Annotated in this window: 15 protein-coding genes and 1 tRNA gene; all 16 read left to right on the top strand. The window is 54.1% G+C overall.

Translation table 11 applies throughout. The features are described 5' to 3' along the window. The first annotated feature begins 254 nt into the window (after nucleotides 1–254). Nucleotides 255–1,220 (top strand): ABC transporter ATP-binding protein, encoded by a 966-nt coding sequence (locus tag F568_RS0100220; protein WP_019016689.1) that lies wholly within the window; start codon nucleotides 255–257, stop codon nucleotides 1,218–1,220. Further along, nucleotides 1,220–1,993 (top strand): ABC transporter permease, encoded by a 774-nt coding sequence (locus F568_RS0100215; protein ID WP_019016688.1) that lies wholly within the window; start codon nucleotides 1,220–1,222, stop codon nucleotides 1,991–1,993. Before F568_RS0100220 ends, F568_RS0100215 begins: the two co-directional genes overlap by 1 nt. Nucleotides 1,994–1,997: 4 nt before the next feature. Then, nucleotides 1,998–2,831, top strand: coding sequence for an NADPH-dependent 7-cyano-7-deazaguanine reductase QueF (gene queF / locus F568_RS0100210; RefSeq protein ID WP_019016687.1), 834 nt, complete (start codon nucleotides 1,998–2,000; stop codon nucleotides 2,829–2,831). Nucleotides 2,832–2,880: 49 nt separating this feature from the next. Then, complete coding sequence (locus tag F568_RS0100205; RefSeq protein ID WP_019016686.1) at nucleotides 2,881–3,441, top strand: nitroreductase family protein; 561 nt, start codon at nucleotides 2,881–2,883, stop codon at nucleotides 3,439–3,441. A 6-nt stretch (nucleotides 3,442–3,447) separates the two neighbouring features. Continuing rightward, nucleotides 3,448–3,969 (top strand): YiiD C-terminal domain-containing protein, encoded by a 522-nt coding sequence (locus tag F568_RS0100200; RefSeq protein ID WP_019016685.1) that lies wholly within the window; start codon nucleotides 3,448–3,450, stop codon nucleotides 3,967–3,969. Nucleotides 3,970–4,060: 91 nt separating this feature from the next. Next, nucleotides 4,061–4,148, top strand: a tRNA-Ser gene (locus tag F568_RS0100195). 266 nt (nucleotides 4,149–4,414) lie between these two features. Beyond that, on the top strand, nucleotides 4,415–4,897 hold the full coding sequence (locus F568_RS21880) for an isochorismatase family protein (RefSeq protein WP_308428046.1): 483 nt from the start codon (nucleotides 4,415–4,417) through the stop codon (nucleotides 4,895–4,897). Between the two features lie 197 nt (nucleotides 4,898–5,094). Continuing rightward, the gene (locus tag F568_RS0100185) at nucleotides 5,095–5,844 is read left to right on the top strand and encodes an alpha/beta fold hydrolase (RefSeq protein WP_244874804.1); all 750 of its coding nucleotides are present in this window, start codon (nucleotides 5,095–5,097) and stop codon (nucleotides 5,842–5,844) included. A gap of 197 nt (nucleotides 5,845–6,041) precedes the next feature. Then, nucleotides 6,042–6,500 carry a RidA family protein gene (locus F568_RS0100180; RefSeq protein WP_019016682.1) on the top strand — a complete coding sequence of 153 codons (459 nt, stop codon included), beginning with the start codon at nucleotides 6,042–6,044 and terminating at the stop codon, nucleotides 6,498–6,500. Nucleotides 6,501–6,836: 336 nt separating this feature from the next. Then, nucleotides 6,837–7,223 (top strand): isochorismatase family protein, encoded by a 387-nt coding sequence (locus tag F568_RS26015; RefSeq protein ID WP_268247046.1) that lies wholly within the window; start codon nucleotides 6,837–6,839, stop codon nucleotides 7,221–7,223. Nucleotides 7,224–7,242: 19 nt separating this feature from the next. Next, complete coding sequence (locus tag F568_RS26010) at nucleotides 7,243–7,524, top strand: cysteine hydrolase family protein (protein ID WP_268247045.1); 282 nt, start codon at nucleotides 7,243–7,245, stop codon at nucleotides 7,522–7,524. A 47-nt stretch (nucleotides 7,525–7,571) separates the two neighbouring features. Continuing rightward, nucleotides 7,572–8,150 carry a putative antibiotic biosynthesis monooxygenase gene (locus F568_RS0100170; RefSeq protein WP_019016681.1) on the top strand — a complete coding sequence of 193 codons (579 nt, stop codon included), beginning with the start codon at nucleotides 7,572–7,574 and terminating at the stop codon, nucleotides 8,148–8,150. After that, complete coding sequence (locus F568_RS25345; RefSeq protein ID WP_189459631.1) at nucleotides 8,131–8,607, top strand: hypothetical protein; 477 nt, start codon at nucleotides 8,131–8,133, stop codon at nucleotides 8,605–8,607. Before F568_RS0100170 ends, F568_RS25345 begins: the two co-directional genes overlap by 20 nt. A gap of 9 nt (nucleotides 8,608–8,616) precedes the next feature. Then, entirely contained in the window at nucleotides 8,617–9,393 is a 777-nt protein-coding gene (locus F568_RS0100160) for an alpha/beta fold hydrolase (protein ID WP_040475739.1), read from the top strand. A gap of 131 nt (nucleotides 9,394–9,524) precedes the next feature. Then, the gene (locus F568_RS21870; RefSeq protein WP_019016678.1) at nucleotides 9,525–12,467 is read left to right on the top strand and encodes a sensor histidine kinase; all 2,943 of its coding nucleotides are present in this window, start codon (nucleotides 9,525–9,527) and stop codon (nucleotides 12,465–12,467) included. Nucleotides 12,468–12,471: 4 nt separating this feature from the next. Next, entirely contained in the window at nucleotides 12,472–13,107 is a 636-nt protein-coding gene (locus F568_RS0100150; protein WP_019016677.1) for a response regulator, read from the top strand. The last annotated feature ends 23 nt before the right edge of the window (nucleotides 13,108–13,130 follow it).

Here is a 13,130-nt window from a genome sequence, read left to right as displayed (position 1 = left end):
TGCCAGCCTGCAGGAATACCAACCAGTCGCCTTCTCATTTCCCGCTCCACCTTTTTCTGCTTTCTACCTTCTTTACTGTTTCCCATGGTATGCGCTGTTGACCAGCGTTGCAGCGGCGTTGCTTGCTACTGACTACGTTAGCCTATAGGTCGATATCTCGGTTAAATCGTTAGCCAGGCATTGATTTTTATGATTCAGGCCGCATCTTACTGGTTTTCTTTTCCCTAACGACCGACTGACGACAGGTGCCTTTGATGGCGGAACCGGCTTTGTCCATCCGTGGGCTGACCAAGGTCTACGGCAATGGCTTCCATGCCCTTAAGGGCATCGATCTGGATGTCCCGGAAGGAGATTTCTTTGCGCTGCTTGGCCCCAATGGGGCGGGTAAATCGACCACCTTGGGTATTGTCTGCTCGCTGGTCCAGAAAACCGCCGGTCAGGTAAAGATCTATGGAGTCGATATCGACCGCGACTTCGCCAAGGCCAAGTACCATCTGGGTGTAGTGCCCCAAGAGTTCAACTTCTCCCAGTTTGAAAAGGTCGAAGATATCATCCTTGCTCAGGCAGGCTATTACGGGCTGCCGCTACGCCAAGCCAAGCCGCGCTGTGATCAACTGCTCAAGGATTTGGGTCTGTGGGACAAGCGCCATGGGCCGGCACGTATGCTATCCGGAGGCATGAAACGCCGGCTGATGATCGCACGGGCGCTCATCCATCGTCCGCGTCTGCTCATTCTCGACGAGCCGACTGCCGGAGTGGATATCGAGTTGCGTCGCAGCATGTGGGACTACATGCGACGCATCAATCGTGAAGAAGGCACCACCATTATCTTGACTACGCACTATCTCGAGGAAGCCGAGAGCCTGTGCCGCAATATCGCGATCATTAATCATGGCGTGATCGTCAGGAATACCTCGGTACGTGATCTGCTGACCGAGCTCGACACCGAAACCTTCCTGCTCGACCTGGCGCATCCGATCACCGAGGTGCCCCGAGTCGAGGGCTTCGAGGTCGAGAAGGTCGACAGCGCGCAACTCGCGCTTTCCGTCAGGAAGGGGCAGCGCCTCAATGACGTTTTCACCCAGCTTTCCGAGCAAGACATTCAAGTACTATCGATGCGCAACCGCGCCAATCGCTTGGAAGAGCTATTCGTCACTATGGTCGAGGGTAACAACGCCAAGACACAGGCGGAGCAGGCAGCCCAGGAGGAAGCGCAGTAATGAATCCCCAGCAGATCCTGATTTCTCTGTGGACTTTGGTCGTCAAGGAAGTGCGCCGTTTTACGCGCATCTGGCCGCAGACACTACTGCCGCCCTCGATCACCATGACCATGTATTTCATCATTTTTGGCAACCTGATCGGCTCGCGCATCGGTGAGATGGATGGCATTAGCTATATGGCCTATATCGTGCCGGGGCTGATCATGATGTCCGTTATCACCAATAGCTATTCCAACGTTGCGTCGTCGTTCTTCTCCAACAAGTTTCAGCGCTCGGTGGAGGAGATGATGGTGTCGCCGATGCCCAACTGGGTGATCCTGGCGGGCTTCGTGCTTGGTGGCATGGCGCGTGGCCTGGGGGTAGGGCTGATCGTGACTCTGGTGTCTTTCTTCTTCACCGATCTGAATATCCACCATCCGTTGGTGACACTGGGTGTGGTGACCATGACCGCAACGCTGTTCTCCATCGGCGGTTTTATCAATGCCTTGCTAGCACACAAGTTCGATGATATTTCCATCGTGCCGATCTTCGTTCTCACGCCGCTGACCTATCTGGGTGGGGTGTTCTACTCGATCAACATGCTGCCGGAGTTCTGGCAGAGCGTGTCGCTGGCCAACCCGATCCTGTACATGGTCAATGCCTTCCGTTACGGCATTCTGGGTGTTTCCGATATTCCGGTCGCGGGAGCGCTCGTTGCGATCGCCATTTTCATCGTGGCCTTCTTCGTCCTGGCATTGTGGATGCTGGAGCGGGGTAAGGGCATCAGGAGCTGACGTCATGACACATCGCCCCGACACCCTCAAGGATGCGCCGCTGGGCCGCGAGTCGGCGTACCCCGAGCAGTACGATCCAGCGCTGCTATTCCCCATTGCACGAACCGCCAATCGCGCCCCGTTGGGGATCGATGACGCCGATCTGCCTTTCGTCGGTGAAGATGAGTGGCATGCCTTCGAGATGTCCTGGCTCGATAGTCGCGGCAAGCCTATCGTCGCCGTTGCGAGGTTTCGCCTGCCGGCCACGTCGCCCAATCTGATCGAATCCAAGTCCTGGAAGCTCTACCTCAATAGCTTCAACCAGACCCGTTTTGCGGACCGTGGCGAGGTCCTTCGGATACTTGAGAAGGACCTGACAGCCGCTGCCGGTGGCGTTGTCGACGTCAGCTTGCTGAGTCTCGACGACGATGCGCTGATGCCGCGTCAGTTACCCGGGGAATGCATTGATGGGCTCGATATCGAGGTTACCGACTATGCACCCAATCCCGAACTGCTCTCCGTTAGCGATGAGATCGTCGAAGAGAGCCTGTACTCGCATCTACTCAAGTCCAACTGCCCGGTGACCGGGCAGCCGGACTGGGGGAGTGTGCTGATCCGTTACCGTGGGCCGAGGATAGATCGTGAAGGGCTGCTGCGTTATGTCGTGTCCTATCGCCAGCATCAAGATTTCCACGAACATTGTGTTGAGCATATCTTTACCGACCTGATGGCCAAGGCGCGCCCGGAGCGCCTGCTGGTCATGGCTCGTTATGTTCGGCGGGGCGGTCTCGACATCAGCCCGTGGCGCGGTACACCCGGTGAGCACCCACCCGAGCCACTGCGATTGGCGCGGCAGTAACAAATTACGATAGAGTATTGAGAAATATTCTCTTTTGAAGGGCGCTGCCATGGATGCAATGACGCTGCTGCACGAACGAAATTCAATGGGCAAGCTGATGGGGCCGCCCCCCAGCCGTGACCAGCTTGACGCTATGTATCGTGCCGCGCTTAGAGCCCCCGATCATAAGGAGCTGACGCCGTGGCGTTTCATCGAGTTCAGCGGTGATGGTATCAATCGTTTGGGCGACTTGTTTGCCGAAGGCGAGAGACGTGCCAATCCAGGCATTGATGAAACCCAGTTGGAGTCAATTCGCAAGAAGCCCAAGAGGGCGCCTATGATTATTGCCGTCATTGCCAAGGTGACGCCCAACCTGCCCAAGGTGCCACCGGTCGAGCAGGTGATATCGGCAGGCTGTGCCGCTCACGGCATACTGCTTGCTGCTCAGGCCTTGGGCCTGGGTGCAATGTGGCGTACTGGCACCTTCGCCTTCGACGAAACAGTACGGCAAGGTCTCGGCCTGGAGGAACATGATCAGATTGTCGGTTTCCTCTACCTGGGCCAATTGGGGGGACGTCACAAACCGCTACCCGAACGCAATCCGAGCGATTTCGTCGAGCGGTGGGACTAGCACGCCATGCGACATCCCGGCGTTCCTTTTCCACGTCTGCCATTGCCCGAAGCCAACCGTGCAGGGCAGGGCGAAGACATGGAGGCGTTTCAGCACTGGTTGAATGAGGCGATTCCGCTAGTTGGGCACTTGGGCCTGAAGCGTATGTATTGGCAGCATGAGTCGCTGATCTGGGAGCTTGCGCTCGGGCCCAACCTCAACGACAAAGGCACAGGATTCGGTGGCTCACTGGCAGCACAGACGACACTGATCGGGTGGTGCTGGGCCACGCTCTGGTTGCGTGCGCATCAGCGTGAACAGGACGTGGTAGTTGCCAAGGCTGGTCAACGTTTTCTTGCCCCGGTCAATGGCAATTACCGTCTGGAATGCCGGCCGCGCGATGAGGATGGGCCTCAGCAGCTTGATGCGCGTCTAAAGAGTTCTGGCAAAGGGCGCCTGGCTCTTGTGCAACAGTTATTCGTAGGCGATTCGCTATGCCTCGAAGCCGAGGGCGATTATGCCGTACTGCCTGCTACATCCACGCCTTGAAACCAAAAAATGGCTTGCAATCGCGGGCTTAGCTCGCTACCATTTGCGCCGTTCTTGAGGGATGCCAAGCGCATCGCAAGGACCACAATGTGGAGAGGTGTCCGAGTGGTCGAAGGAGCACGCCTGGAAAGTGTGTAAGTCGAAAGGCTTCGAGGGTTCGAATCCCTCCCTCTCCGCCAAAGAATATGAATAAGCCGCTGATTTCAGCGGCTTTTTTTGTTTCTTATGTCTAGAAACCCACACTTTAACCTACACTTTTGAGTTGGCTTTACCTGGCTTGTCTCGGATGCGTCTGGACGATCCAGGGAGTTCAAAAGGTCCTTTGGGTAGCCCCTCCCTACCTACATTAGCGATCTAAGCTGGCTGACTCATGTACTTGTGGCAGAAAGCCGCTATGGAAGAGCTGGACAATTGAAGCGGGTGTAAGTACGGACACTTTCCCACAATCCTGACGAGTGTAATCGCTGCCCAAGGCGGTAATATCTTTCCTCAGATCACTGATGTATTCCCCGACCAGGAGGTGATCGACCGCACATTGATCAACACTTGGGAAGACAAGCCGACAGTAGACGCGGTCAAGGCGACGGGCCGCAAGCAACTGATCATCGCTGGTCTTTGGACCGAAATATGTGTCGCGATGCCGGCTATCCAGGCTGCTGGTGAGGGATGGGATGTCACTGTAGTCACGGATGCATCAGGTGGTGTTTCGGTTGAGGCCCACGAAGTCGCCATCCAGCGCATGATTGCGGCCGGCGTAAATATGATGACTTGGGTGGCTGTGGCGTCTGAGTGGCAGCGAGACTGGGCGCGGACCGAACATATCGATGAGCTGATTGAGGTGATGCAGCAGCATGGCGGTGGCAGCGGTATCGCGTACATGTGGGAGCAGCAGTTGCTCAATACGCCAGTGCCTGATAGCGCAAAATAGTCGGAGCAGGGATGACGAGACTTATTCAGCGATGTGTGAAAGTTGATAGCTTGCGAGTCTCGTTATCCCTCCTGCAACAATCCGCCATGCCCGCAGCCAGTATACGTTGATTTAAATAAATGGCCGTGAAATGCCCATAGATAGTTTCCCTATACCGAGTCACGACCTTTTGTTGTGAACAACTCAAGATCGTTGAAATGCCGGTCAGCGCTTTGGCTTCTTCCGTCAACCCGGACGGTGTTTTTAGTCTCTTCCACCAGTTCTTGAAACCTCTATTCATCCAAACGCGACATCTTTGTTCTATTGTCTTCGTTATTAGCGCCTTATCGTCTCAGTGGTATCCGCCAACAGGAGCTGTATCCCTGACTACGTTCACTACCAGCGATAACGTTACACTCCTCTATAAGGATTGGGGCTCGGGCCAGCCAGTCTTTTTCTCGCACGGTTGGCCGCTTTCCTCAGACGCCTGGAATAACCAGATGCTGTTTTTTGGTCAGCAGGGCTACCGGGTTATTTCGCATGACCGCCGGGGCCACGGACGCTCGGAGCAGACCTGGGATGGCAATAATATGGATCGTTATGCTGATGATCTCGCAGAGCTTTTTGAGCATCTGGATATTCGCAATATCATCATGATCGGACACTCCACTGGCGGCGGGGAGGTGGCGCACTATATCGGTCGTCATGGTTCTGCGCGGGTGGCTAAAGTCGTATTGGTTGGTGCGGTGCCGCCTTCGGTACTTAAAACCGATAAAAAGCCTGATGGTTCGCAATTGCGGAGTTCTACGGAATTCGTGCGGTTACTGCCGCGAACCGCTTCCGCGGAGTTGGCTTCCGCTCTGGTCAACGGCTCGATTCTGAAAGTCTACCCCGGCGGTTCGCACGGACTCGCCCATATTGATGCCGATCAGTTCAACGTGGATGTATTGGCGTTTATCCGTAGTTGACACTTCTGCGATGTTCGAACGCTGTTTGGGCATCATGGATCACATAATCATACCAAGCAAAGACAGTCGTCCAATAATAAACGCGGTCAGCTTGCGATAGTTAATGGGTGTTCTACGACATTCAATACATTTGTCCGAATTGTAAACGTGCAGAATCTTATCAACCTGTCGGAAATCGCCTTAATAGAGGGACTATCATGAAAAATACAGAACTGGTCAAAAAGGTCGCGAATTTTGGCGTCGCCTGGGAAGGCGCCTACGGCTACGTTCAGGCTATCCAAGTCAAGGACACTATCTATCTGTCTGGACAATTGAGCCATGACGTCGAAGGGAATTTTATTGCGCCCGCGGTACTGGATAAGGTAGGAAAACCAGTTGACTACTCTCAGATGGAGGAGCAATTCCGTCAGACATACGTCAATGCTAAAACGATGCTTGCTGAGTTTGGTGCGACGTTGGATGATGTTGTTGAAGAAGGCGTGTTTGTTCTAGATGGGCCTTCAGGCTTCGCTGCCGCCGCTAAGGTTCGCAAAGAAATGTATGGTACAAATATACCACAGTGCGCTAGCAGCATCTTTGGTGTGTCTCAACTGGCACTACCTGTGCAGCTCGTCGAAATTACGTTCCGTGCTGTGATTGATCGCCCCTCAAACTGACCATGTAAAGTTATGGAACAAAAAGAGGTGACGGTACATCAACTCTTGCCGCTTGCCGTTTCTGCGGAGTTGGCTGCTTAGATCGTCAGCGACTCCATCCTGAAAGTTTACCCTAGTGGCCCGTATGGGCCTTGCGCAGATTGATGCCGATAAGTTTAACGCCGACGTGCTGGCGTTTATCCGTAGTTGATATTTGAGGACGCTCGAATGTTGTTCGGGGGTTCTCATCACACTCTTATCCCAACCTAAGACAGCCATCCAAGAATCAGCGGCGTTACTTTGCGACAGTGAATTGGCGTTTCACGAAACCCATCGCATCTGTTAAAGGTGATCCCAATGCAGAACCCCAAGCTTGAAGTCCTTACGCCCACCAATTCTCAGTTGATCTTCATCGACCAACAGCCGCAGATGGCTTTCGGAGTTCAGTCGATTGACCGACAAGCTTTGAAGAACAATGTTGTTGGCTTGGCAAAGGCCGCGAAAGTATTCGGCATCCCGACGATCATTACCACTGTCGAGACCGAGAGCTTTTCGGGCCACACCTATCCCGAACTGCTGGAAGCCTTCCCTGATTCGCCCATCCTCGAACGTACGTCGATGAACTCCTGGGATGATCAGAAAGTACGCGATGCACTCAAGAATAACGGGCGAAACAAAGTCATTGTTTCGGGTCTTTGGACAGAAGTCTGCAACACCAATTTTCGCGCTCTCGGCGATGCATGATGCCGGGTACGAAATCTACATGGTGGCTGACGCCTCCGGTGGCACCAGCCTGGCGGCCCACGACTACGCGATGCAGCGGATGGTGCAGGCTGGGGTAGTACCAGTGACATGGCAACAAGTGTTGCTGGAGTGGCAGCGTGACTGGAAGAACCGCGATACCTACGACGCGGTCATGGCCGTGGCGAAAGAGCATTCCGGTGCTTACGGCATGGGCATCGATTATGCCTACACCATGGTGCACAAGGCGGAAGAGCGGGTGAAGCACGGCCCCACGCTGGCGCCGGTTCACGCAGATATCTAGGCCGTTACGGGGCGGCTCTGGCCGCCCTGATGCTGGAGTTACCTGTCATGGTTCAACAGTTGCACGAAATTGTTACGCTGGTCGTTCGCCACCGCGTGCGCACTGCACAGATTAATTCTTACGAAGCTTGGCTACGACGGATCATGGATGTCGCCAAGCAGTTTGAGGGCCACTTGGGCGCCAATGTGATGCGCGAACGTAGCGAAAGGTCGACGTTCTTCACCATCGTCTTGCGTTTCAGCTGTACACAGCGGCTGCAAGCATGGCTCGACTCGGTTGAACGCAAGCAGTTGATCAATGAAGCGATGTCGCTGTTAGTTGATGGCGACCAAACAGAAGTAAGTACTGTGAACGAGTTCTGGTTTACTCCAACGGAGACAAACACCAAGCCGCCGCGCTGGAAGCAAGCTTGCGTAACTTTTCTAGTGATTCTACCGCTTAGCCTGCTGGTGCCGTTAGTCTGGCGCCCGGTATTCGCGAATCTGCCTTGGCTGAGTGGGTACTTTACTAGTGGTCTATTAATCACGGCCACCATCGTTCTGCTGGTGGTTTACGTTTTTATGCCGATGGTCACCGGTTGGTTTGAAGGCTGGCTACAAAGTAACGATGACGGCGCTACGTCATGACCAACAAGCCCGCCGAGTAGATCACAAGTGTTTAGCGCAGCTGATCGCTGATCGTCAATTCCGGTGCCCTTGGCAGCTTTTTTCCAGCGGCTTCAGGCTCGACTCCCTCATCTATTCAAGGATGCATCATGTTTTCGGACATTATTACTTCAATGGCGATCTGCAAACGGTGGAACGAGATAAGCCCCGAGCAAATGCTGTCGCAATCAAGAGAGGGGAGTTTATCGCTGTCGGCAGCGATGCCGAGGTCATGGCCTTTCGGAACGTAGCAACCGAGGTTATCGACTTACAGGGGGACACGGTGGTTCCTAGCCTGAATGATTCCCACCCTCATCTGATTCGTGGCTGTCTTAATTACAATCTTGGCCGACGCATCGAATCAGCTGAACGGCATTTTCAGCAGCCGGGCGTGGAGCTTGTGGTAAAGCACCATTCAATGCATGTAGCAGGCTACTAATTGCCGATCGTGGGCTATCATATCTGTTTTATTCAAGGCGACTGGCTAAACCCAACGGTATGGGAAAAGTTCGAGCGCCACTTCAAGGCCTGCGGCTACACATGCAGTGTCTTGTCGCTGCCAGACACAGGCGAGCAAGGTTGGTATCGAGTTCTACATGGAAAAAACGGCAGATCGTCGCCCCTTAAACGTTTGGTGGATTTCTACGCGAAGCAGATTACCGCCTTTCCGGCGCCGTCTATTCTGATTGGCCATGCGATGGGCGGGCTGGTGGTTCAGCTGCTACTGGATCGCGGTTTGGGCGTGGCTGGCATCGCGATTGCTCCGCGGCCGCCGCAGCGGGTCTACCCAGGTATTCTTTCGCTGTTGCAGACAATTACCGCAAGAGTTGAGCGGCTCGATGGAATGCGCTTTCTGCGCATGTCTCCCAGGGAGTTTTCACGACGGGTTGCCTATCCAGGAGATCAGTTTGCAACCGAGCAACTGTATGAAAAATTTGTAGGCAGAGTCCCGCAAAACCTGATGATAACTGCAGCAATGGGCGTGGGTGGCAGGCTACTCTTCACTCAGGAGCGAGGGCCGCTATTACTGATCTCGGCTGATGATGATCGAATGGTTGCCAGTTCTGTGGTTTTAGCCAACTATTTCTATCAGAGGCGGTCCTTGGCGCCGACAGACTACATCACGTTTCCCGGGCACGGCCATCTGCTTATTACACAGCCAGGCTGGGAGCATGTCGCGGATCGAATTATTGAATGGCTCCAACAGCAGTTGGGCTGGTTTTGAAACCGCTCAACGGCCTCGGTACTTCACACATGTTTTAGGTGTATTCCTTGCGAACATCTGTGATTTTGCTGCTGAGCTTAGTGCTTAGCTGTCTTGCTTGCTCAAGTGTAGTGGCACGCATCTCGAACGAAATGGATCACCGTCGCTGGACTGCCAGCGACCAGGGCCCCACTGCAGTGGGCGCGCTTGCGCAAACCGTTGATGGGTACCTTTGGCTGGGTACCCATGATTCCTTGTATCGCTTCGATGGTTTCGAGTTCGAGAAATTCGAGCCTGCTGATGGTGAGCCGCTAGGGGTAGTCTCCGCGCTGGACAGCACGGCGGAAGGACTATGGGTGGGTTTTCGTATCGGTGGGGCCCGTTTGATCAGCGCAGATGGCGTGATGCAACCGGCTGATCCAGGCCTTCCGAATGGGGTGGTATACAGCTTTGCTGAGGATCAGCAGGGGCATGTCTGGGCCGCGGCGGATGAGGGGCTTGCGCGTCATGATGGCACAGGTTGGCGCCCGATTGGCAAGGAGATGGGCTTTACTGGCCGCCATGCCCGAGCGGTGCACGTTGATGCAGATGGGTATATATGGGCAGCGAGCGAAGAGGAACTTTATATGCTCCCCCCTGGAGCATCTTTGTTCATGGGGACAGGCATCAGGAGTCAATCAATCAGGGAAATAGCATCATCCCCCTCAGGCGACGTGTGGATAACTGATCGCCTCAGGGAGCGGTTACTGCGGTTGACAAAGACAGGTTCTTCTGGCGTCGAGTTTGAAGAGATACCGATATCAAGTGCGAACAGTATCGTTCTGGATGAGCAGGGAGGTGTCTGGCTGGGTACGCATGGATCCGGTTTGCATTACTTTGCTGACGGAAAGATACATGAGCCCACAGAGGGCAGAGATGTAAGCAACTCGTATACCGCTCGTGACGGACTTAGCTCTGATTATGTATTGGCTCAGCTCATCGACCGTGATGGCACTCTGTGGGTAGGTACGAATGCGGGGCTGGATCGACTCCAACGTAAGACCCTGGCTCCCCTAGCTATATCTACCGGCGTGGGCAGTACTGCACTGGCAGTTGATGGTGATGGCTCACTCTGGGTCGGCTCCGACAACGGCCAACTGAAGGGTTTCGGGAGTGCCAGCCATTCCACCTTTGAATTAGATATGCCGATCAACTCATTGGTGAACAGTCAGCAACATGGCTTGTTGATTGGCGGGTATCAGGGCGTTTTCTCACTTTCGGGCGATGAACCGGTGCACGTCGCAGAATTACCTGTCGAATCCACCCCGGAATCTGCCATTAGGACGATGGCGGTAGGAAAAAATGGCGATATATGGGTCTCAGTTAACAGAGAAGGGCTATTCGTCTGGGCTGATCAGCAATGGCAAGAGATTGACCCATTTAGTGATTCGGAGCGTCAGGTAATGCCTGTGAGCGCCTCCCGAGACCCATCAGGGAAACTGTGGTTCGGCTACCGAGACAACCTTCTGGTGTCCTTTGCCGAGCAGAAGTTCGAGCGCTGGAGCTACCAGGAAGGACTGGACATTGGCCATGTCACCGCCATGCTGCATCTGCCAGAACGCACCTGGGTGGGTGGCCAGCATGGTCTGGCCTATCTTAAGGATAGACGCTTTCATCGTCTAGATGTGCCGGCCGCCGGATCATTTCAGAATATCTACGCCTTAGTCGCCGTGCCGGCCGAGAAGAACGCTGGAGAATCCGGGATGGACATCTGGGTTCATAGCCGCGGTGGCATCTTTAAACTTCCTGCAGCAGAGATTGAGCGAGTGATAGCTGGCGGTGACACACTCTTGTACAGCTCTCACGATCACATTGGCCGACTACCCATGGATCCCCACAAAGTATTGCCACTGCCCACGGGGGTCTCTACGCCTGAAGGCACGCTATGGTTTGCTACCGGACAAGGCGTCGTCCGTATTGATCCCGATAAACCAAGTGATATGACACATCCACCTGTCATTACCATCCAGGCACTTACAGCCGATGGTGTCGATATTGACATCTCCGCCTCACCTGTTCGTTTATCAGCACCACCGCAAAGGCTGGTTATTGACTATTCTGCGTTAAACCTCACCGCACCAGAGACGATGCGCTTTCAATACCGACTTAGTGGCCATGATTCGGAATGGGTTGATGCAGGGCGTTCCAGGCAAGCTGTATTCTCGCGCCTGCGACCAGATGATTACGAATTCCATGTCCGTGTGCTTGATGAGAGTGGGCAATTCCATCGTCCTGAGAAAGCTTTGATTTTCAACGTTCCCCAGGTTTTCTATCTGCGTCCATGGTTTTTACTGCTTTGTTCAGGGGCGCTACTGGCGCTCGTGTTCTGGATATCCCGTGTTTATACGCAACGAGAAAAAGCAGCCCTTCGAACACGCCTGGAAGAGCGCTTTCATGAGCGTGAGCGCATCGCACGCGAGCTGCATGACACCTTACTGCAAAGCGTGCAGGGCATGATGCTCAGCTTCCAGGCGGTCGCCGACAGTTTGCCTAAAGACTTCCATGCTCGTCATGCGATGGAGCGTGCGTTGGACCGGGCCGATCAAGTGATTGCCGAGGGCCGGGACCGAATTACGGGGTTGCGCGGCGAAATAGCTCCGGCGGAAGATCTGACTGTTGCATTCCAATTGTTACAGCAGGAGGCCGACGCTTCGTTTTCTGTAGCCTACCGCGTCAGCAACGTGGGCCAGCCGTTGCCGCTGCGCAATGAAGTTCGTGACGTTTTCTATCAGGTGGGAAGAGAAGCGGTTTTCAATGCATTGCGTCATGCACAGGCCACGCAGATTTTCGTTACCTTTACCTACGCTAAGGACAGATTCGAGATGCTTGTTGCTGATGACGGAGTTGGCATTGATCCAATCTACCAACGAATGCGCGGGAGACCTGGGCACGGCGGTTTGAGGGGCATATACGAACTTGCCGACAGAATTGAGGCAAATCTGATGATCGTTAGCGGCGTCCAAAGCGGTACGCGTATCAGGTTGATATTGCCTGGCACTATTGCCTATGAAAAAGCAATCGATGACAAACACAACCGTTCAATCAGGACAGGGTAAACATATGGTCGATCATCAGGAGCCCATCTCCGTATTGGTAGTCGATGACCATTCTCTGATACGCGAGGGTATCGCGGCAGTAGTGGACAATTATGAAGACATAAGTGTAGTGGGTGAAGCTTCCAACGGGTTGGAGGCAATCCGTTTGTACCGGACAACGCAACCGGACGTTACGCTTATGGATGTTCAGATGCCTGAGTTCAATGGCATTTGTGCCATTAGCGCCATCATGTCGGAGTTTCCGCAAGCATGCATCGCGGTACTCACCACCTACCGAGGCGATGTAAGAGCGTTGAAAGCGATCAAGGCGGGGGCGCGCGGCTATCTCTTAAAAAGTATGCTGCGCCGTGAGCTAATTGACACGATAAGAGCTCTGGCAGCCGGTAAACGGCGTTTCCCACCGGAGATCGCTGAAGAACTGGCGGCCCATATTGATCAGGAGGGCCTGACCGGCAGGGAGCTTGAGGTACTGCAATGTGTCGCTCGCGGCTTGTCGAACAAGGAGACCGCTGTCGCTCTCGCGATAGGTGAAGAGACAGTAAAAGGACATCTTCGAAATATCATGGACAAACTCGGAGCCAACAATCGAACACATGCGGTGACTATTAGCATTCAGCGCGGGATTATCGATCTTGCGTAACACCCCCCCTTTAGTGTTGTTTA

Source organism: Modicisalibacter luteus DSM 23508 (assembly GCF_000378505.1).
Taxonomy (GTDB): domain Bacteria; phylum Pseudomonadota; class Gammaproteobacteria; order Pseudomonadales; family Halomonadaceae; genus Modicisalibacter; species Modicisalibacter luteus.
This window is presented reverse-complemented; position numbering and strand designations above follow the sequence as displayed.

Bases quoted from the DNA above. Each gene is read 5' to 3' on its own strand.
- F568_RS0100220 (WP_019016689.1), top strand. From the start codon at position 255: ATGGCGGAACCGGCTTTGTCCATCCGTGGGCTGACCAAGGTCTACGGC.
- F568_RS0100180 (WP_019016682.1), top strand. From the start codon at position 6,042: ATGAAAAATACAGAACTGGTCAAAAAGGTCGCGAATTTTGGCGTCGCC.
- queF (WP_019016687.1), top strand. From the start codon at position 1,998: ATGACACATCGCCCCGACACCCTCAAGGATGCGCCGCTGGGCCGCGAG.
- F568_RS0100185 (WP_244874804.1), top strand. From the start codon at position 5,095: ATGCCGGTCAGCGCTTTGGCTTCTTCCGTCAACCCGGACGGTGTTTTT.
- F568_RS0100150 (WP_019016677.1), top strand. From the start codon at position 12,472: ATGGTCGATCATCAGGAGCCCATCTCCGTATTGGTAGTCGATGACCAT.
- F568_RS0100205 (WP_019016686.1), top strand. From the start codon at position 2,881: ATGGATGCAATGACGCTGCTGCACGAACGAAATTCAATGGGCAAGCTG.
- F568_RS26010 (WP_268247045.1), top strand. From the start codon at position 7,243: ATGGTGGCTGACGCCTCCGGTGGCACCAGCCTGGCGGCCCACGACTAC.
- F568_RS0100200 (WP_019016685.1), top strand. From the start codon at position 3,448: ATGCGACATCCCGGCGTTCCTTTTCCACGTCTGCCATTGCCCGAAGCC.
- F568_RS0100170 (WP_019016681.1), top strand. From the start codon at position 7,572: ATGGTTCAACAGTTGCACGAAATTGTTACGCTGGTCGTTCGCCACCGC.
- F568_RS21870 (WP_019016678.1), top strand. From the start codon at position 9,525: ATGGATCACCGTCGCTGGACTGCCAGCGACCAGGGCCCCACTGCAGTG.
- F568_RS0100215 (WP_019016688.1), top strand. From the start codon at position 1,220: ATGAATCCCCAGCAGATCCTGATTTCTCTGTGGACTTTGGTCGTCAAG.
- F568_RS26015 (WP_268247046.1), top strand. From the start codon at position 6,837: ATGCAGAACCCCAAGCTTGAAGTCCTTACGCCCACCAATTCTCAGTTG.
- F568_RS25345 (WP_189459631.1), top strand. From the start codon at position 8,131: ATGACGGCGCTACGTCATGACCAACAAGCCCGCCGAGTAGATCACAAG.